The organism is Collinsella sp. OM07-12 (assembly GCF_003438275.1).
GTDB lineage: Bacteria > Actinomycetota > Coriobacteriia > Coriobacteriales > Coriobacteriaceae > Collinsella.
The window spans coordinates 67436-86955 of the sequence record NZ_QSTQ01000002.1 but is presented as its reverse complement, the minus strand read 5'-3'; the positions used below and the strand labels follow the sequence as shown (position 1 = coordinate 86955).

General features: G+C 60.2%; 19 protein-coding genes. 1 reads left to right on the top strand and 18 read right to left on the bottom strand.

What is annotated here, in order from left to right; all coding sequences use genetic code 11:
- Positions 1-110: 110 nt before the first annotated feature.
- Both DXB98_RS01170 and DXB98_RS01165 read right to left on the bottom strand, forming a co-directional pair.
- Positions 111-374: an HPr family phosphocarrier protein gene (locus DXB98_RS01170; RefSeq protein ID WP_022094575.1), complete on the bottom strand. Its 264-nt coding sequence runs from the start codon at positions 372-374 to the stop codon at positions 111-113.
- Between the two features lie 421 nt (positions 375-795).
- On the bottom strand, positions 796-2805 hold the full coding sequence (locus DXB98_RS01165) for a fructose-specific PTS transporter subunit EIIC (RefSeq protein ID WP_117742845.1): 2010 nt from the start codon (positions 2803-2805) through the stop codon (positions 796-798).
- Between the two features lie 272 nt (positions 2806-3077).
- Here DXB98_RS01165 and DXB98_RS01160 point away from each other — a divergent pair, with 272 nt between their 5' ends.
- On the top strand, positions 3078-3935 hold the full coding sequence (locus tag DXB98_RS01160) for a MurR/RpiR family transcriptional regulator (protein WP_233505048.1): 858 nt from the start codon (positions 3078-3080) through the stop codon (positions 3933-3935).
- A 59-nt stretch (positions 3936-3994) separates the two neighbouring features.
- On the opposite strand, the gene DXB98_RS01155 is transcribed toward DXB98_RS01160, so the two are convergent.
- From DXB98_RS01155 to DXB98_RS01080, 16 genes are all read right to left on the bottom strand, one after another.
- On the bottom strand, positions 3995-5623 hold the full coding sequence (locus DXB98_RS01155) for a DNA repair protein RecN (protein ID WP_117742843.1): 1629 nt from the start codon (positions 5621-5623) through the stop codon (positions 3995-3997).
- On the bottom strand, positions 5613-6473 hold the full coding sequence (locus DXB98_RS01150) for an NAD(+)/NADH kinase (protein WP_117735069.1): 861 nt from the start codon (positions 6471-6473) through the stop codon (positions 5613-5615). The genes DXB98_RS01155 and DXB98_RS01150 overlap by 11 nt, the downstream gene beginning before the upstream one ends.
- Positions 6470-7273 carry a TlyA family RNA methyltransferase gene (locus DXB98_RS01145; protein ID WP_233505053.1) on the bottom strand — a complete coding sequence of 268 codons (804 nt, stop codon included), beginning with the start codon at positions 7271-7273 and terminating at the stop codon, positions 6470-6472. The genes DXB98_RS01150 and DXB98_RS01145 overlap by 4 nt, the downstream gene beginning before the upstream one ends.
- Before the next feature lie 34 nt (positions 7274-7307).
- Positions 7308-7547 (bottom strand): exodeoxyribonuclease VII small subunit, encoded by a 240-nt coding sequence (locus tag DXB98_RS01140; RefSeq protein ID WP_006233978.1) that lies wholly within the window; start codon positions 7545-7547, stop codon positions 7308-7310.
- 2 nt (positions 7548-7549) lie between these two features.
- Positions 7550-8137, bottom strand: coding sequence for a transcription antitermination factor NusB (nusB, locus tag DXB98_RS01135; protein WP_147330282.1), 588 nt, complete (start codon positions 8135-8137; stop codon positions 7550-7552).
- A gap of 3 nt (positions 8138-8140) precedes the next feature.
- A complete protein-coding gene (locus DXB98_RS01130) occupies positions 8141-8503 on the bottom strand; it encodes an Asp23/Gls24 family envelope stress response protein (protein WP_006233982.1) in 363 nt (120 codons plus the stop codon).
- Between the two features lie 24 nt (positions 8504-8527).
- Positions 8528-9091 (bottom strand): elongation factor P, encoded by a 564-nt coding sequence (gene efp / locus DXB98_RS01125; protein WP_055286447.1) that lies wholly within the window; start codon positions 9089-9091, stop codon positions 8528-8530.
- A 186-nt stretch (positions 9092-9277) separates the two neighbouring features.
- A complete protein-coding gene (locus DXB98_RS01120; RefSeq protein ID WP_117742841.1) occupies positions 9278-10408 on the bottom strand; it encodes a Xaa-Pro peptidase family protein in 1131 nt (376 codons plus the stop codon).
- 133 nt (positions 10409-10541) lie between these two features.
- Positions 10542-11651: a hypothetical protein gene (locus DXB98_RS01115; RefSeq protein ID WP_117742840.1), complete on the bottom strand. Its 1110-nt coding sequence runs from the start codon at positions 11649-11651 to the stop codon at positions 10542-10544.
- Entirely contained in the window at positions 11648-12181 is a 534-nt protein-coding gene (locus DXB98_RS01110; RefSeq protein WP_117735064.1) for a shikimate kinase, read from the bottom strand. Before DXB98_RS01110 ends, DXB98_RS01115 begins: the two co-directional genes overlap by 4 nt.
- A gap of 8 nt (positions 12182-12189) precedes the next feature.
- The gene (locus tag DXB98_RS01105; RefSeq protein WP_117646451.1) at positions 12190-12687 is read right to left on the bottom strand and encodes a YqeG family HAD IIIA-type phosphatase; all 498 of its coding nucleotides are present in this window, start codon (positions 12685-12687) and stop codon (positions 12190-12192) included.
- A gap of 1 nt (position 12688) precedes the next feature.
- Positions 12689-14074, bottom strand: coding sequence for an endolytic transglycosylase MltG (mltG, locus tag DXB98_RS01100; RefSeq protein ID WP_233505047.1), 1386 nt, complete (start codon positions 14072-14074; stop codon positions 12689-12691).
- A complete protein-coding gene (gene ruvX, locus DXB98_RS01095) occupies positions 14067-14495 on the bottom strand; it encodes a Holliday junction resolvase RuvX (protein WP_117742838.1) in 429 nt (142 codons plus the stop codon). Before ruvX ends, mltG begins: the two co-directional genes overlap by 8 nt.
- A 17-nt stretch (positions 14496-14512) precedes the next feature.
- Positions 14513-17170 (bottom strand): alanine--tRNA ligase, encoded by a 2658-nt coding sequence (gene alaS / locus DXB98_RS01090; protein ID WP_117742837.1) that lies wholly within the window; start codon positions 17168-17170, stop codon positions 14513-14515.
- A gap of 151 nt (positions 17171-17321) precedes the next feature.
- Positions 17322-18731, bottom strand: coding sequence for an AI-2E family transporter (locus tag DXB98_RS01085; protein WP_117742836.1), 1410 nt, complete (start codon positions 18729-18731; stop codon positions 17322-17324).
- Positions 18728-19519 (bottom strand): RNA polymerase sigma factor SigF, encoded by a 792-nt coding sequence (locus tag DXB98_RS01080; protein ID WP_117742835.1) that lies wholly within the window; start codon positions 19517-19519, stop codon positions 18728-18730. Before DXB98_RS01080 ends, DXB98_RS01085 begins: the two co-directional genes overlap by 4 nt.
- Position 19520: the final 1 nt, after the last annotated feature.

The window sequence follows — 19520 nt, the reverse complement described above, 5'->3', positions numbered from 1 at the left end:
GTGATAAAGCGTTTTGCCATATCCATGACAAAAGAGCGCAGCTACCTTAAAACAGGTCACTGCGCCCCCAAATATGAACTTAGTTGTTCAACATGCGACCCGTTTGAGTTCTACTCGCCAAGACCGCTCTTGATGAGCTCGATGGCAGCAGCCAGAGCCTCGGCCTCGTCAGCGCCGTCGCACTTGACCTCAACCTCGGTGCCGCAGGGGATACCAGCAGCCATGAGGGCCATCGGGGACTTGCCGTTGACCTCCTTCTCGGGGGTGACGACCGTCACGTCACAGGCGTACTTGCCCATGGTGGAGGCGAACAGGCCAGCCGGACGCATGTGCAGACCCTGAGGATTAACGAGGGTAGCCTTCTCAGAAACCATAATTGACTCCTTTTTTGTGTTTAACCCCTGTCATGCATGCGACAGGAGTCAGATTCACGACGTTGTTTATATTAACTCACATCAAACGGTTTTTCATTGTGTTTCAGACGAATTATTGGACAGATGTGTTTGTCGTCCGCTTGCTCGCCGGGCGGGGCGATTGAGTTTGCTGCTCTACAGTCCTGCGCAAGACGGAAAGCACATTAAGTGCTTTCCTTTGCGTGCGGAACTCGCGACAAACTTAATCGCCCCGCCCGGCGAGCAAGCTGCGGAAACTCGGTCGATCCAGAGCAATGTCGGCTGAAAGGAATTCTGGCTGATGGGATCAACCGGTGTGTTCTCTATTTTCGAAAAAGGCGGAGGCCCTGGAGAGGGTCTCCGCCTTTATTACAGGGGGCGATGTAATTCGCGAACTGTGGGATTAGACCAGGCGGGCGTTGATCGTCTTTGCGATCTCGGCGGCGTCGGTGGAACCCTTGACGGTGGCACGGAAGTCCTCGTCCATGAGCGCCTCGGCGACCTTGGACAGGATCTTGAGGTGCGTGGTGCCAGCCTGGGCACCCGGGATGAGCAGAGCGATGGCCACGTTGACGGGAGCGCCGTCCATGGTGTCCCAACCGGTCACGCCAGACTCGTCCTTGACGACGATGACGGCAGCCTCGGTAATGGCGTCGGACTTGGCATGCGGGATGGCGAAGCCCTCCATCATGCCCGTGGTGCCCTCGGCCTCGCGAGCCAGGAAGGCGTTCATCACGGCGTCGGCGTCACTGGCGATACCGGCCTTGACAGCTTGGTTGGAAACGAAGCTCAGAGCCTCGTCACGAGAAGTGAAGTCCTCGGCGACAAAAACGTTCTCGACCTTCACGAAGTCGGCAGCCTCGGCCTTGGGGGCCTCGACAGCAGCGGGCTTGGGAGCCTCGACCGACTTAGAGGGAGCAGCAGGAGCGGCCTTCTGATTCTTCTCGAAGTCGTGCTTCTTGAAGGCCACGAACAGGATGCCACCGACCACGGCGCCGATGAGGATCGCGAGGACCCACAGCGGACCGTTCTCGACAACGGGCAGGACCAGGAAGCCACCGTGAGGCGCCGGATCGTGAACGTTGAACATAATGGTCAGGATCGAAGCGATAGAGGAACCGAGCATCATGATGGGCATGACGGGCCAGATGTTCTTGGTCATGAACGGAATGGCGCCCTCGGTGATGTGGGTGCAACCAAGGATGAGGTTGACGATACCGGCGTCATGATCCTCCTGGCTGAAGTACTTCTTGCCGACAACGACGGCGAAGGTGGTGATCAGCGGCGGAACGATGCAAGCGGCGGAGACGGCAGCCATGAAGTTGGTACCGAAGTTGTAGGTGTCGGTGCCGACACCGGCGGCCAGGGCCTCGGTGAGCATAGCAGTACCGGTGACATAAGCAGCCTTGTTGACCGGGCCGCCCATATCAAAGGCGCACATGCAGCCGATAGCAAGACCCAGAACAACGGCGCCAGAGGCGGACAGACCCTTGAGGAAGTCCATCATGGCGGTGTTGATGGCAGCCATGGGGCCGGAAATGCCGAGCATGACCAGGCCGACGATAGCCGTCGAGAACAGCGGGTACAAAAAGATAGCCTTGAGGCCGTCCAGGTTCTTGGGCAGCTTGGCAAAAACCTTCTCGAGCAGCAGGATGACATAGCCAGCGAGGAAGCCGCCGACAATGCCGCCCAGGAAGCCGAAGCCCACACCGGTGCCGCCAGCATCGATCATGTGGGTATCGGCGTTAACGGGCAGGCCCTGGATGGCGATCATACCGGCAACAAAGCCGGGGACGAGTGCCGGGCGCTTGCCGATGGACTCGGCGATGTAGGCGGAAAGCACGGGAACCATGAGGTTCATGGCAATGCCGCCGATGATCTTGAGCATAGCGGCGAAGCTGTTGTAGTCGGCAGCCGTCGAATCGAAGGACGTGATGCCCCACAGGAACGAAACGGCGGTCAGGACACCACCGGCGACGACGAAGACCAGCATATGGCTGACGCCGTTCATAAGGTGCTTGTAGATGACGTGGCCGATGGACTCCTTCTCCTCGACCTCGTCCTCGACATCGGCAGCGGCTGCAACCGTGCTGTCGCCCTTGGCGGCAAGTGCGCGATCAATCAGCTTACCGGCGGCCTCAACGGACAGGGCCTTGGATACACCAACGGAAACCATGGGCTTGCCGGCAAAACGCTCGGCCTGGACATCCTTGTCAGCTGCGACGACGACGGCCTTGGCACCGGCGATCTCGCTCTTGCTGAGCTCGTTCTCGACACCGACCTGGCCATGAGTCTCGACCTTAATGGTCAGACCTCGCTCGGCAGCTGCCTTCTCCAGCGCCTCCTTCGCCATGAAGGTGTGCGCAATGCCGGTCGGGCAACCGGTCGCGGCAATGATGTCAAACTTAGCCATGTGTCCCTCCTTTTTAAGTTTTGCGCCCGCAGGCGCTCCCCTACACGCGCGTCCTTGCGCGCTTTTCCACAACTGAAAGATACCAACCTACCGTCCGCGTGAGAAGAGACAAGGCGCAATTCTCCGGTGAAAGGTTCTTTCATAACCGTAAACGGTAAGTGAAAGTTTACCATCAACACTTGAAACGGCAAGGTGTATCTTGTAATTGACAATCCCCCTATACTATGACATTACAAAACGAGTCCGATTTTCATGCCAACCAGGAGCCATCCATGACCGATAGTAGCAAGAGCGCGCTTTCCCTCATTAGTACCCATCAGGGATATAGCGAGTCCGAGCAGCGCATTGTCGACTATATATTGGAGCACCAGTCCGAGGCGCCACGCCTCACGGCGGCTCAGCTCTCGCGCGCCGCCGCCACGTCCGAGGCGACCGTTTCGCGCTTCTGCCGCAAGCTGGGCTTTGGCAGCTTCCGCAGCTTTCAGTTTTCGTTGGCAAGGGATTTGGAAAGCCAGCGCAACGAGGGCCTGACTGACGAGGTCTCGCTCGACAATATGGAGCAGAGCCTCAAGAACATTCTGGCTGCCAAGGTGAGCGAGCTTAATGCGACCATCGACGGGATCGACCACGATACGCTGGCGGCTGTTGTGCATGCCCTTAAGCATGCAGGGGTTATTGAGTTTGCGGCTGTGGGCAATACGAACGCGGTCGCGCTCGATGCGACGTTTAAGTTTTCGCAGCTGGGCCTGCGCTGCATGGCGAGCACCATTAGCGAGACATCAATCGGCTTTGCGCTCACGTTGCGCCCGGGTGACGTCATCGTGCTCATCTCAAACTCTGGCAAATCGCGCCGACTGAATCGCATGGCAAAAGCGGCTCGCGACTGCGGCGCAACCATAGTCGTCATCAGCAGCGACAGCAAATCCCCGCTCGCGCGCCTGGCAGACTACACCTTTAATACCGTCAACCACGAAGCGCTGCTGACGACGGGCGACTTTGCGTTCTCTAAAATCAGCGCAACGATGATCATCGAGGTTATCTACAACTTCCTGCTGCCCGAAATCGAGGACGCGCGCGAGCATATCAGCTACTACGAGGAGCTCATCCAGCCGGACAAGGTCATTGAGTAAAACGCGTTGTGGGACAAAAATTACAGTCTATTTTGTCCCACCAACACCGCTGATACGACCTAACCTCGAGCTTCTTCGAGCATCTGCTTTGCGTGAGCCAAGCTTGCCTCGGACTGATCGCCGCTGAGCATGCGAGCGATCTCGGCGGTACGCGCTTCGCCGGTTACCTCGTCCAAATGCGTCTGGGGAACATCGCCCGGTTCCTTGCTGACAACATAATGCTTGTCGGCCATGACGGCAACCTGTGCCAAGTGGGTTACGACAATCACCTGATGTGTGGCGGCGAGATCTGCCAGCACGCCTGCAAGCGCACGCGCCGTGGAGCCACCAACACCAGCATCAACCTCGTCAAACACCAGCGTATCGACACCGTCTGCGTTACCGAGGACAACCTTGCTTGCCAGCATGACGCGGCTTAGCTCGCCGCCCGACGCAATTCGGCGCAGGGGACGCGGCGTCAAACCGGCACCGCTGCGGTATAGCAGCTCGTAGCTCGAAGGACCAACGGGCGTCCACTCAGCACGGGGAAGATCACGTGACTCCCAGACGAGCTCGGCACTACCCATCTCCAAACGCGCCATCTGGCGGCCAACCTCGTGGCAGAAGCGCGGGGCCGCCGTATTGCGAGCGCGCTTAAGTGCCTTGGCAGCGGCAAACAACTCGCGCTCGGCGATCCCGAGCGCCTCACGCGCCTGTTTGATCTGTTCATCGCCATCATCGACCAGGGACAGCAGCTCTTGCGAGCGATCGCGCATGGCAAACACATCGTCCATGGTGGGACCCCACTGACGCAACAGGCCCTTGAGGTCGGAATACCGCTCACGCATGCGAGCGAGCTCGCGCGGGTCGAAGGCGATGCCATCGCGATAGGCACGAAGCTCGTTCGCGCAATCCTCAAGGGAGATACAGGCATCCGAAAGCGCATCGGCAATGTCGTCCAGTTTGCGATCGACGGCAGCCATACGGGAAAGCTCTGCCACGGCACTGTTCACGGCATCGAGCGCTCCCCCTTCGGCGGCAAGCGATGCATGGGCATCGTTAGCTGTGGCAACCAGTACCTCGGCATGTTCGGAGCGCGGTAGCAGTTCCTCGAGCTCCTCATACTCGCCCGGCTTGGGGTCGACCTCGCCGATGCGCTCGAGGGCAAAGCGCGCCTCCTCGACGCGGCTCCCCTGCGCACGCGAGGCCTCTTCGACACGTCGAACTTCCTTGGCGGCAGCGCGCGATGCCTTAAAGCAGGTGCGGTACGCATCCAGCGCCTCGAGCGCAGAGCGCCCCGCCCAGGCATCGACCATCGCAACGTGATGCGCCGGATCGAGCAAGCGCTGATGCTCATGCTGCCCGCACAAATCCATCATCACGCCAACGCGCTCCGAAAGCTCGCGCACGCTGGCGATGCGGCCGTCAATTTTTACGCGACTGCGGCCCTCGGCGGAAAGGCTGCGCTGCACGGTGAAGCCTTCCGTGTCGTGCGGCCCGTCGAACAAGCGCGCCTCGACGCTCGCCAGCGCCTCGCCCTCGCGCACCATCGACGAATCCGCGCGCTCGCCCAAAATGAGCTTGAGCGCCGAGAGCAGCGCGGTCTTGCCGGCGCCGGTCTCGCCGGTCAGGACAGTCAGGCCGGCACTCGGCACCAACGTCGCCTCGCGAATGAGTGCAATGTTAGAAACCTGCAGCTCATCGATCATGACGGACTCCGTAGAATACGCGGCTCACCGAGTTATAAAAGCTCTCGGGGCCGTAATCGAGCAGCAGCACATCTCCGGGCCCACGGCGCGCCGCCACGCTCTCGACGGTGCCATCGCAGGTAATAAACTGTCCATCGATAGCGATCGCCGGAACGCTCGGGCGGTCATCAGACATAAAGATTTCGACGACATCACTCGGCGAAGTCAAAAAGGCACGAGCCTGAATGGTGTGCGGGGCAATGGGTACGCAGACCATGCCCGTATAGTCGGGGCTCACGATGGGGCCACCGGCACTCAGCGCGTACCCCGTAGAACCAGTCGCCGTGGACACGACCACGCCATCACCACGCAAGCGATCGATATGGTGGCCGGAAACCGTGATGTCAAACTCGACCATATCGGAAAGGGGGCCGCGGGTAAGCGCCATGTCGTTGAGGGCGAACGTGCGCACGACATCCTTCGTGCCATCGTCGCGCACGGACACGATATCCGCGGCGATCGTGGCGCGACGGCTCACGTGCAGCTCGCCGGACAGGGCATCGCTCACGACCTGCAGGATGTCGCGCTCCTCCGGACTCGCAGCAGTTAAAAAGCCCAGGTGACCATAGGAAAGACCGAGGATAGGAATCTCGCGATAGTTGAGGATACGAGCCGCGCGCAGCAGCGTGCCGTCGCCGCCGAGCGTAATGACCAGGTCGGCATCGTCAACATCGGGCGCGCTCTGGATCTTGGAGCGCTGATCGGCAGCCCATGCCACCTCGTAGCCCTGGCGCGAAAGCCAAAGCTCGAGCATCAGGCCACTCTCGACCGCCTCTTGCTTGTAGTAATTGGGAACCAGAAAGACCTTCATAGCGTTGCAGCTTTCTCGCTCAAAACCGATACCTGGGATTGCAGCTCATCGTCGGTGCGTTCACCGGGGGCAAACCTCGTGCCGTACAGGAAAAACTCAACGTTGCCCTTGGCACCATGAATGGGTGACACGCACACATCGACCGGGAACAGGCCCTTGGCGGCAAAAAGCTCAATCGCCGCTACAAGCGTATCGCGGCGAACAGCGGGATCGGTCACAATGCCGCCCTCACCCACCAGCGCCGCCGGAGCCTCAAACTGCGGCTTTACGAGCGTGCAGAATGCGCCCATAGGTGCCAAGCACGCCAGCACCGCATCGATAATGTTCGCAATACTGGTAAACGAGACATCACACACAGCCAGGTCGATGGCGCCCGCATAGCCAAGCTCGGGCAGCTGCGTCACGTTTGTGCGCTCATGCAGTGTCACGCGATCGTCCTGACGCAACGACCAATCGAACTGGGCGCGACCCACGTCCACCGAGACAACGGTCGCAGCTCCGCGCTTGAGCAGGCAATCGGTAAAGCCGCCGGTAGAGCAGCCAACATCCAGACAGGCAAGGCCCGTCGGATTGATGCCAAACGCATCAAGCGCGCCTTCGAGCTTAAGACCGCCGCGGCCGACATAGGGAATGCGCCCCTTCACGTGCAGCGGCAGACCCGGGGTCACCTTAAGGCCCGGCGAAGTCAAGCGCTCGCCGCCACTCGAGACCAAGCCGGCCATAAGAGTGCGAAGGGCATCCGCGCGATCGGCGCAGATGCCCTGTGAAATCAGTTCGTCATCAAGACGCACGCGTTTCATGAATGCCATCAACCATTCGTATCCGGAGATGCGGCTAGCTATCTTGGGATTCGTTTGCCGCATCCTCATCGTATTCCTGTTCGAGCTTATCGGCCTCACGCGGCGTCAGCTCAAACTTGTCGACCATATCGACCGCGCGGGAGCCCAGCTCAATAGCCTCGTCAAACAGATCGAGTGAACGCTCCAAGGACGTATCCTTGGAGCGAACGGTAGCGATGATCTGGTCTAGACGGTCCGAGATCTCGTCAAAGTTGCGGACAGAACCCTCTGGCATGACTACTCCTCGACGGAGTCGGCCTCGACGGCCTCAGCAGCGTCCGCATCCTCGGCAAATACGCCGGCGGCAGCCTGAGCGGCAGCGACCTTGGCGGCCGCCTCGGCAGCCTGTGCCTCCTCGCGAGCGCGATCCTCGGCCAGCAGCTCTTGGTACAGGTCCTCGCCCGGCAGCTCCTCGCTGCGTGCGATCTTGCCCAGCACGCCGTTGACAAACGACGCGGACTGGTCTGTGCCATAGGCCTTGGCAAGCTCGACGGCCTCGTTGATCACAATGGCGTCCGAGACCTCCTCGTCGGTGAGGAAACGCATCTCATAGACAGCGATACGCAGCAGATTGCGGTCGGCGCCGGGCATGCGCATAAGATCCCAGTTCTTGGCAACGGAGCGCAGAGCGCAGTCTATGCGATCAATATGCTCGTAGGCACCGCGGCAAAGCTCCAGCGCATAGGGGTCGAGGGGACCCTTCGAGATCAGGAAATCGCCCTCGAGGACGCGCTCGAGCGGGCTGTCCGTGGCCTCGGCCTGGAACAGCAGCTGCAGCGCCTGACTGCGGGCAAGCGTGCGCCCGCGATAAACCTTAAGGCTCAAAGGTTACTCCTTGGGGAAAACGAGGCCGTCGATGCAAACGTCAACGCGCTCGACCTCAACGCCCACCTGGGCATCGATGGCGGCGACCACGGCGGCGCGAACGGCCTCGGCGAGTTTCTTGAACGGATAGCCAAAGAACACCACGACACGCACGGTGAGTGCGAGCTTGTCACCGACGACCTCGGCCTCGACCGCCGGTTCGGAAGCCGGGGCCTTGGACGAGAGCATCATGGAGACAAGGTTGGTGGCAAGGTCCTTGACGCCAACGGAGGCGATACCCTCGACATCGGACACGGCGCGCGAGACGATGGCGGTCAGAACATCGGGCGAAATGCCGATGCCGTCAATCTTGATTTCCTGGGGCATGAGTTCTCCTAGAAGAGTTGGTTGCTAGACGCGGGAGACGAACTTGCCGTCGCGGGTGTCAACCTTGATGACCTCGCCCTCGTTAAGGTACATGGGGACCTGGATGACAGCGCCGGTGTCGATCGTGGCCGGCTTGGTGGAACCCTGGACGGTGTCGCCCTTAAAGCCCGGGTCGGTCTGGACAATGGTGGTCTCGATGAACATCGGCGGGGTCACGCCCATGAGCTCATCGTCGGCGAAGAGCAGCTGGCAGACGTCGTTCTCGCGCAGCCACTTGGAGTTCTCGCCCACCATGTCCTCGGGAACGGGAACCTGCTCATAGGACTCGTTGTCCATGAAGATGTAGTCGGCGCCATCGTTGTAGAGGTACTGGAACTCACGGGTGGTGAGCATGACGCTCTCGAACTTGGTGCCGGCGTTGCAGGTGTTCTCGACGACGCGGCCGCTCTTGATGTCGCGGGTCTTGTAGCGCACAAACGCGCCACCCTTGCCCGGCTTGACATGCTGGAACTCGACGATGGTGTAGACCTTGTCCTTAATGCGGAGACCGAGGCCGTTCTTGAAGTCGGCGGTAGAAATGGTAGGCATAGCGACCTTTCTTGTTGTAGGCAGAACGCACAAGCGTCCAAATTACATACGACCGAAATTATACACTTGCAGACGGCGCCTGCAGCGAGCGCATAAAAAGAGAACGCGGGGCGCCCGAATCTATCCGAACGTCCCGCCCCACAAAAGTAGATTTTAAGGCATGTCCCAAAAATCTACCGAGGTGTTTTAGCAATCGATGACGCGGAGGTCATGCGGGGTCTTGGTGAAGGGCTCGTAGCCGTTCTCGGTGACCACGCCGTAGTCCTCCAGGCGCACGCCGCCCACGCCGGGCAGGTAGACGCCGGGCTCCATGGTGACAACCGAGCCAACCTCGATGATATTCTTGCTGCGGTTGAAATTGGGCAGCTCGTGGATGTCGATACCGACGCCGTGGCCCAGGCCATGGTTATAGTAATCGCCATAGCCGGCATCGCCGATGATCTTCTTGGAGAGCCTGAAGATGTCGTTGCCCTCGACGCCCGGATGGATGGCGGCGACGCACTCCTCGTGCGTACGGCGCACGAGCGCGTACAGGTCGAGCTGCTCCTGGGTAGGCTCGCCCATCACGACGGTACGCGTCATATCGGAGCGGTAGTCGCAATAGCCCGCGCCGTAATCCATGAGGACGAAGTCGCCCTTCTCGATCACGCGGTCACTCGGGACGGCGTGCGGGTTCGCAGTGTTGGGACCGCTCGCGACGATGGAGCCAAAGGCCAAGCTGTCGGCGCCGTTGGCGAACATAAAGTTCTCAAGCTCGTTGCGAACCTGCTTCTCGGTCATACCAGGCTTAATAAAGCCGAGCATATGCTGGAAGGCGGCGTCGGTGATCGACTGTGCGTGGCGCATGAGCTCGATCTCCTCGGCATCCTTGACGGCGCGCATCTTACGGATGTCGTCGTGCATCAGCGGCAGCATGCAAGCGACGGAGCGGTCCTCCAGGCCGCGCTGAATGCCCTGGTAGAAGTTAATCTGCATATCGTCCTCGACAGCGCAGACGCGGCACTTGTTGGCCGCGATCTTGCCGGCGACCCAACCGGGGATGGTGCCCTCGTCCATGTCGTAGACCCAGGGACTGCCGGCGGGCGTGTTCTCCTCAAAGCTGTTGAGATAGCGCGAATCGGTATGGAACAGGCACTGGTCAGCCGTAATAAACGCCGCGTGCGGAAACTCGAAGGTGTAATCGAAGACGCCCTTCACGCCCGTAAGCCAACGAAGATTTGCCTCGTCGCGCACCACGATGGCGTCGTAGCCACGCTCGACCATCAGGGCACGGACACGCTCGATACGACCGGCAGGACCGGCAGCAAACTCAGACATGCAGATTCCTTTCTTGTTGTCGTCACATAAAGACGGGACGGGCTCAATCAGCGTACGAAAACGCAAGCGATTCGTAACCGATTGAAAACCCGTCCCTCAACATGATACGAAAGACGATGGATGTCAATAAATCTTAGAGAAGTTCCTTACGAGAAGCCAGATACGCCTGGGCATGGCGCTCGAGAACCTCGTCCTCCACGCTGGTCAAACGAATAGCGCCAAGCGCCGCGGGCAACGGCAGCATGCTACGGTTCGAGCGCGCGAACTGCTGCCTGCGGAACTCCTCGATATATGCGGCGGGCTCCAGATCGAAGGCAAGCTCCTCGATACCAAAGTCCTCCAGGCAGTCATCGACCTCAAAGACGTAATCGATATCGAAGTCGCAGGCATCATGTGCTAGGCGTGCCTCAAAGCGCATGCCCTCGGACAACAGCTGGTAGGCAGGGACCTGCGAAGCGGCATCGCCCAAGCAGGCGCGCAGGATGCGTTCCCCCATCTTGCCAAAATCGAGCGCATGGCGAGCGCTCGGGTTCGTGGCCGTCAGCACGTCCTTGCGGGCAGTCTGAGACCATTGGACGGCATTGACGAGCGCGACCTCCTCACCAGCAAGAATCTCGGGAACAGTCTCAATAAACTGATTCCAGCGCGACTTGCTGCTCGAAAGCATGGTGCCAACAAGTACCGCATAGCCGAGCTTGAGGTCCTCGGGGTCCGCTTCGCGAACAAGGTCGAGGTCACACACGACCAAGCCCGGTTCGGGACGGAACGCGATAGCGGGAAGCGCATTGGCCGACGAGGCGACGAGCGGCTTCATGGTCGTCGCGACCGTGAGCATGGCGTCGAAGGTCGTCGGCAGCAGCGCGCACTCAGTTCGGCCGCACCACTGGTTGGCGCACCAGCTAACAACCGAGCAGGTTGCGGCATCGCCAACGGCGACAACCAGATCGTCGCAGGTAACGCCGTTGGCAGACAGGGCGCCAAAGATAGCATCGGCATCGGCCAGCGTAGCACCGACAGGCGAAACCTCGAGGACGAGCAGCGACACGGCAAAGCCAGCATCGACCAGCGCATGCTCAACGACCTCGCCAAAACGCTCTGACGTGGCGGTGTTCCAAACGACCATCGCACGCTTAGGCTTGCCCACGGCCGAAGCAAACATACGCGACAGCTCATCGAACGCGCCCAATCCGACACGGACATCGACGCTGCGGTTTTGGAAATTGATCAGTTGACGGCGAATCATAGCAGTCCACGCTCCAAAAGCATCTCGGCACAAAGGTAGGAAACGTCCTCGAAGGACTTGTTGCGAATATCAAGGGTAAGGTCGGCGGCCTGGCGATACAGCGGACGGCGATGCTCAAACAGGCGCGCGGCATGCTCGGGCGAGCGGAAATCGGGGCGCGTGTCGCACCGACGAATCTGGCGCAACGAGTCCTCGAAGTCGCCCTCGAGGTACACGCACGTACCCATTTCGTGCATCAGTTTAATGTTCACTGGCGTCTCGACGATGCCACCCCCGCACGATACCAGCAGGCTGCGCTCGCTTTGAAGCGAACGGAGTGCCGAGGTCTCGAGCTCGCGAAAACGATCCTCGCCCTCGGTCTCAAAAATCTCGGTAACCGACTTGCCGCATCGACGCACGACCAGACGGTCGGTATCGATAAAACGCCGCTTGAACATGGTGCCGACGTTGCGCGCGAGCGTCGATTTGCCCGCGCCCAAAAAGCCGATAAAGAAAATATGGTCGCAGCCGTGTTTGATGTGCTGGGACATAGCGAGACCTATTCCTCGCAGGGAAGGTCGCGCAGGGCCCGGCGCTCAAAGATACGGAAGATCTGCGTGTACCACAGGTCCTGGGTTGCTTGCGGCTTGACCAGGATGGTATCGACGCCGGCAAAGTTGCCGCTCCACACGTCCGTGTAGAGCTGATCACCGATCAGCACCGCCTCATCGGCCGTGGCGCCGAGGCGCTTAAGACCCGCCTTGAGGGCAAACGGAGCCGGCTTCATAGCGTGGCTGATGGCCTCGAGCCCCAACTCGCGTGCAGAGCTCATGACCTGGTCGCGATGCCAGTTGTTGGACACCATGCACAGCTTAAAGCCTTTGGCACGGGCGGCATCGAGCCAAGCGGAAACCGCGGCGGGAACCTGCTCGGTATCGCGCGGCACCAGGGTGTTATCGCGATCGAGCAGAATGGCGCGTTTGCCGTCGGCCCACAGGGTATCAAGGTCGATGCGATCGACCGAGGCAACGTATCGTTTGGGGCTAAAAATCCTCATGCTAATTCCAAGACTGTTGATGTTCTTCGTAGGTTTGCGAGAAATACTCCTCGTCCTGTGTAATGTAGAAATACAGGTCATCGGAGTCGGTCGGCTCAAGGGTGGCCTTGAGCGCCTCGAGCGACGGAGAACAGATGGGCGTGGGCGGCAGGCCCTCGTGCTTATAGGTGTTATACGGGCTATCGCTCTGCAGGTCGTCGGCGGTAACCTCGCCGCCGGTAACATACATCATGGTCGCATCGCTGTTGAGATAACGCAGACCGTCAAGCTTACCGGCAAGGCGGTTGTAGAAGACCGAGGCCACGTGCGACCGTTGATCGGCGTTGAGACCCTCGCGCTCAACGATAGAGGCAAGGTTAACGATGTCGTAATCGGACATCTCCACACCGTAGCGCTCCTTGATCTTGGCCTCGCAGCTGGCAAAGTCAAGCGACTTGTACTCGGTCTTAAACTGATCGAGCATGGCGCGAATCACTTCATCGGCCGTCGGCGAATCGCCCAGCGAATAGGTCTTGGGGAACAAGAAGCCCTCGAGCGAATCGTTTGCAGCACCCCTAAGGAAGCTATAATCGTCCACGTAGTTGGAGGCCTTGGCCTGGTTGAGGAAGTCTTCCTTAGAGATGCTGTCGTAGGCCTGGGCCACACGGTCGGCGACTTGATCGACCGTCAAGCCCTCGGGAATCGTCAGCGCATTGGAGCCCGCGTTGGGGCCTTCCATGAGTTGCTGCACCACCTTAGTCGTATCCATGAGCGTGGTGAACGAATAAGTACCGGGCTTAAGCGACATATCGGCGTTGAGCTTTTTTACCGCCGCATAGTAATCCTTGGGATTTTCGACGATATGGTTCTCGGAGAGAATCGAGGCGATCGTATCGCCCGAAGCACCGTCGGGAATGGTCACCGTAACCTGCTGACCAGCCGTGACCTTCGAATCCTCGCCGGAAAAGAAGCCCTTGACGACTGGCACGACAAAGAAAACGATCGCGACAAGCGCAAGCACGGCGACGACGCCACCGATAATCATAGGCACCGGGGAGCTTTTCTTTTGGGCACCACGGCGGGCGTGCGTGTTATAGCTCGATCGCGTGGCCGGAGCAACGCCGTGCGAGCCATGAGCGTGATACGAATGCGATTGGGGGGCCTGCGTTCGCTGGATAGGTGCCTGCTGCTTAAAGCGGGTACCGCCTGTAGGCTGGGCTGTACGAGCAGTGGGCTGCTGACCCGTCCGCTGAGCAGGTTGGGCCGAACGAGAGGAGGACTGCACCGGGCGCGCGGCAGGCTGAGCTGCGCGCTGTGTCGGCTGTGCCGGACGCTGGCCAGGTTGGGTAGGGCGCGGCACAGGCTGTCGTGTACGAATCGGCTGGCGCGGATCGGAAGCGCTAGGCATGCGAGACCTCCTCGTTTTTACGATCAAGCCACGTCTGCAAAAACAGGCTAGCGGCAATCATGTCAATCTTGCCCCTCATCTGCTTTTCGTTGAGTCCCTGCTCGCGCAAGATGCGCTTGGCCTCTTGCGAGGACAGGCGCTCGTCCTCAAACTCCAGCGGAAGTTCGAGCTCGTCGGCAATCTTTTGCGCTACGGCGGCGACGCGCTCGGCCTGGGGGCCGGGCTCACCGGCCATGGTCAAGGGACGTCCGCTTACCAGGATATCGGGCTCATAGTCCTCGACCATGTAGCGAAACGTCTTGGACATACCGGTGACCTCAGCAGCCGGAAGCACCTTGACAGGCATTGCCATCTTGCCATCACGGCTTGAGACGGCAATACCGATCCTAGTCTCCCCTATGTCCAGCGCGAGCGCGACCACAGCGACTACTTAGGTTCTTAGGCGCCGAGCGCGGTCTTGGCGGCCGCGATGGCATCGGCGATACCGGCAGCGTTCTTGCCACCGGCCTGGGCCATGTTGGGACGACCGCCACCGCGACCATCGACCAGGCCCGCGATCTGCTTGATCACGTTGCCGGCGTGGAAACCGGCCTTCACAGCGTCATCGGAGCCGGCGGCGAGCAGGGCCGGGGTGCCCTTCTCGGTAACGCTGGCAACTACGCAGGCGACGGGGCCGGCAACCTTCTGGTGCACGGTATCCCAGACGTTGCGCAGGTCTGCGGCCTCGAGACCCTGGAGCTCAGCGACGACGAGCTTGTAGCCATTCAGCTCGACAGCGCCGTCGATGGCGCTGGAAATGGCGTCGGAGGAGCCACCGGTCAGAGCCTTCTTGAGCTTGTTAGAAGTCTCGCGCAGCTCGGCCTGCAGGTTCTCCACGCGGGCGGGAACCTCGTCGACGTGGCACTTGAGCGCAGCGGCGGCAGCGTCGACGAGCGCCAGGCGGTCGGCCATGTAATCGAGAGCGCCCTTGGAGGTCACGGCCTCGATACGGCGGACGTTCGAGCCCGTGGAGGACTCGGAAATGATCTTAAACAGACCGATCTCGGCGGTATTGGCGGCATGCGTACCTCCGCAGAGCTCGCGGGAGAACGGCTGATCCTCGGCGCCCACGGAGACGACGCGGACGACGTCTCCGTACTTCTCGCCAAACAGGGCGACAGCGCCGGCGGCCTTGGCCTCATCGATGCCCATGACGCGGGTCACGACCGGCTTGGAAGCGAAAATCTGCTGGTTGACCAGGTCCTCGACAGCCTTGAGCTGCTCGGAAGACAGAGCCTCGAAGTGCGTGAAGTCAAAGCGCAGGTGCTCGGGCGTCACGAGCGAGCCGGCCTGGGAGACATGCTCGCCCAGGACCAGCTTAAGCGCGGCGTCGAGCAGGTGGGTGGCGGTGTGGTTGCGGCGCAGGAAACCACGGCGCTCGGCGTCGAGCGCGGCGGTCACGGTAGCACCGACGGTCAGCGTACCCTCGGCAACGTGCGCGACGTGGGCATACAGGCCGTTGTGGTTCTTGGTATCGGAAATGGTCAGCGCAACGCCCTCGGCGGAAAGCTCGCCGGCGTCGCCCTGCTGGCCGCCCATCTCGGCGTAGAACGGGGTACGGTCGAGCACAACCTCGACGTCCTCGCCGGCGGCAGCGGACTCGACGGACTCGCCGTTGCGCACGATGGCGACAACCTTGGCGCCCTCAATCACATCGTTGTCGTAACCGTCGAACTCGGTCGCGGCAACCTTGTCGGAAAGCTCGACCCACACGTCGTTGAAGCTGCCCCAGGCGTCGCCCTTGGCATTGGCGCGAGCGCGGGCCTTCTGGTCCTCCATGCAGGCGGCGAAACCGTCCATGTCGACGTCATGGCCAGCAGCGCCGGCGATCTCGACGGTCAGGTCGATGGGGAAACCAAAGGTGTCGTGCAGCTTAAAGGCAACGTCGCCCGGAAGGACGGCGCCGTCGGCGAGCGCTGCCAGGGCCTCGTCAAGATAAACGCGGCCGTTGTCGAGCGTCGTGGAGAAGCGCTCCTCCTCGGAGGCAACGATACCCTTGACGAGCGCGACGTTCTTGAGCAGCTCAGGATAGGCCTCGCCCATCTGAGCGTTGACCTCGTCGATGAACTTGGTCAGGAAGGCGCCCTCGATGCCCAGCAGGCGGCCGTGGAACACGGCACGGCGGAGCAGTCGGCGCAGGACGTACTCGCGGCCCTCGTTACCGGGCAGGATGCCGTCCGAGATCATAAAGTCGACGGCACGGGAGTGGTCGGCAATGATGCGCAGGGAGCGGCTGGCGCCGGAGTAATCGTCGGCGTCATAGGTCTTGCCGCTGATCTCCTCACCGAGCTTGATGAGGTGCTGCATCAGATCGCCATCGTAGTTAGCGGTCTTGTGCTGCATGATGGCGGCCATGCGCTCCAGGCCCATGCCCGTATCGAGGTTGCGGTGCGGCAGCTCCGGCATGGAGCCGTCCTCCTGCCGGTCGTACTGGGTAAACACGAGGTTCCAGAACTCAAGGAAGCGGTCGCAGTCGCAGCCGGGCTTGCAGTCGGGGCTGCCGCAACCGACCTCCTCGCCCATGTCAAAGTAGATCTCGGAGCACGGACCGCAGGGGCCGGTGGGGCCAGCGGCCCAGAAGTTGTCGTCCTCGCCCAGGCGGGAGATGTGATCCTCGGCAACGCCCAGAGAGCGCCACACATCGTGGGTCTCGTCGTCTTCGGTAAAGACGGTGAAGTACAGGCGGTCGAGCGGCAGCTTGAACTCCTTGGTGATGAGCTCAAAAGCCCAAGCGCAGGCCTGCTGCTTGGAGATGCCGCCAAAGGAGAAGTCGCCGAGCATCTCAAAGAAGGACAGGTGACGGCCGTCCTCACCGATGCAGTCGATGTCGTTGGTGCGGACACACTTCTGGCAGGAGATCGCGCCGATCTCCTTCATGGTCTTCTTGCCCTGGTAGTACTCCTTAAACTGGTTCATGCCGGCGTTGGCAAGCAGCAGCGAAGGATCGTCGGGGACGAGGGACGAAGAAGGATAGAGCTTAAGACCGCGCTCCTCAAAGAAGTTGAGGAACTTGGAGCGAATCTCGGCCGTAGTCATTGACGGGTAGTCAGCACTCATAGAGGGAATCTCCTCGGTTTCACATCGAAACAGTTCAAACGTAACGATATTACCATCCCACCACGCAAGTGCAAAAAGAGGGCCGGCACAATGCCGGCCCTTCAGCGAAATTGCATGTTAGCGCGTATGAATGTTGAATCGAATTACCCCGCTAGTTGTCGTCATCGTCCATGGAGCCGTCGATGCCGGTTTTGGTGTCGTCATCCGTGTTGGAATCGTCATCCTTGGCGAAGGGGTTCTTGAAGAAACCGGTCGCGTCGGGCTGCAGGCCTGAGAGCTTAATCCAGGGATTATCGAGCTCGGGCTTGGGCATTGCCTGGGCCTCGGGCGCGGTCTCGTTGCCGATGAGTTCGGACTCGTAGATGAACGTATCGTCGCCAAGCGCGTCGTAGGCGGCGACCGGGTTGCCATCGGCATCGCGGTACGGCGTGCCCTTAAACACGGCGCCGTCATAGGCCACGAGCTGGCGGCCGGTCTCATTCTCGAAGTAGTACACGAAGATACCCTTGAGGGCCGCGCACAGCGGAATAGCGATAACCATGCCGATGGGACCCATGAGTGCCGAACCGATAACGAGGGCCGTAAGGCTCATGACGGGATGAACCTGCACCGAGCTCTGCATGACCTTAGGCGAAATCACGTTATCGGTGACGTTTTGTGCGACCATCGTCACGATGAGCGTCCATAACGCCAACATGGGGCTGAACATAAAGCCGAGTACCGTAGCGATTGCTGCGCTCACCCAGGGACCGACGACCGGAACCAAATGCATGATGCCGGTAAAGATAGCCATGAGCGCCGCATACGGATGGCCGATGATCATAAAACCGATAAAGGCAAGGAAGCCACCGCAGATGGACGTCACGACCATGCCGCGCATATAGCCGCCGACCGAGCGTGAAAGGATGGCAACCATAAAGCGGTACGAGGTCTCTTTTTCCTGTCCGATGATGGTGCAGACCTCGTGGTGCATGCGGGGATAATCGCAGGCAAGCCAGTAGGCAAGCACCAGACCCAGGAAGATGACGAACAGCTGCGAGGCCGTGTTGGTAATGAGCGGAAACACACCGCGGCCGAGCTCGGCAGCGATTTGCGAGACGTACTTGGACGCTACGGTAACCAGCGAAGAAAGATTGTCGTCCAGATACTCCTTGAGCGGAGTGTTGTTGAGCGTCTTGGCGTGCGAGAGCATCTCGTTGAGATCGCCACCCGCAACACGAAGCTGCTCGGGCAGGCGGCTCAGGACTTCCATGATTTGACCGAGCAAAATAGGCGAGAGGATGCAGACGACGCCGACGAGCACGGCAACAACCACAATGAGCGCGATGAGCGAACCGAGGCCACGTCCGACGCCGTGATGCTCGAGCCAGTTGGTGATCGGGGACATCACAAAAGCAATAATGGAGCCGACGGCGAGAAACTCGATAACCGGTGCCAGGATGCCCATAAGGTTAAAGATGACAGCAGCAATAACAATGCAGCCGACAACAGCCCAAATGCGCAGCGTCAGAATGCGGGTGCCGCGCAGCGCGCGATCGGTTTGCTGGGGGCGCTCACTCATGAACGAATCATCACTCCGTCGGGGTCGATCTTGTCCTGAATCTTCTTAAGCGTGCGGCGCAGCAGGCGCGAAACCTGCACCTGAGAAATACCCAGCTTCTTGGCAATCTCGATCTGGGTCATGCCCTTCACGAAGCGCAGCTCGATCACCTCGCGCTCGCGCGGCGAGAAATCGCGAATGGCCTCCTCAATCACCAAGCGGTCATCGGTAAAGTCGAGTTCATTGTCCTCGTCGGCATAACGGTCGAGAATCGAAGGCGAATCGTCGGAATCAGATATACCGGGAGCCTCGATAGGCACCGAGGTATAGGCCGAAGACGATTCCATAGCCTCGAGGACCTCGTCGACAGTCACATCTAGATACTCAGCGATCTCCTCAACCTTGGGCGAACGCTGCAGCTCGTTGGTAAGTTTGTCAGTAGCCTGGTTGACCTTGGCCGAGAGCTCCTGCAGACGACGCGGCACGCGTACGCTCCAGCCCTTGTCGCGGAAATGGCGTTTGATCTCACCCAGGATAGTGGGTGTCGCAAACGTCGTGAACTCAAGTCCGCGTTCAGGGTCAAAGCGGTCGATAGCCTTGAGCAAGCCCAGATAGCCGACCTGCAAAAGGTCATCGAGTGGCTCGCCGCGATTCTTAAATTTGTTGGCAAGAAACCTTACCAGGTTCATATGGGACATGACAAGCTGCTCGCGGGCGTCCGGATCACCGGTCTCCTTGTAGCGGCGAAACAGCTCGCGGGTTTTCTCCTTATCCCAAGCGGTCTTGCCGCTCCGGGAACGTTCGGTCATA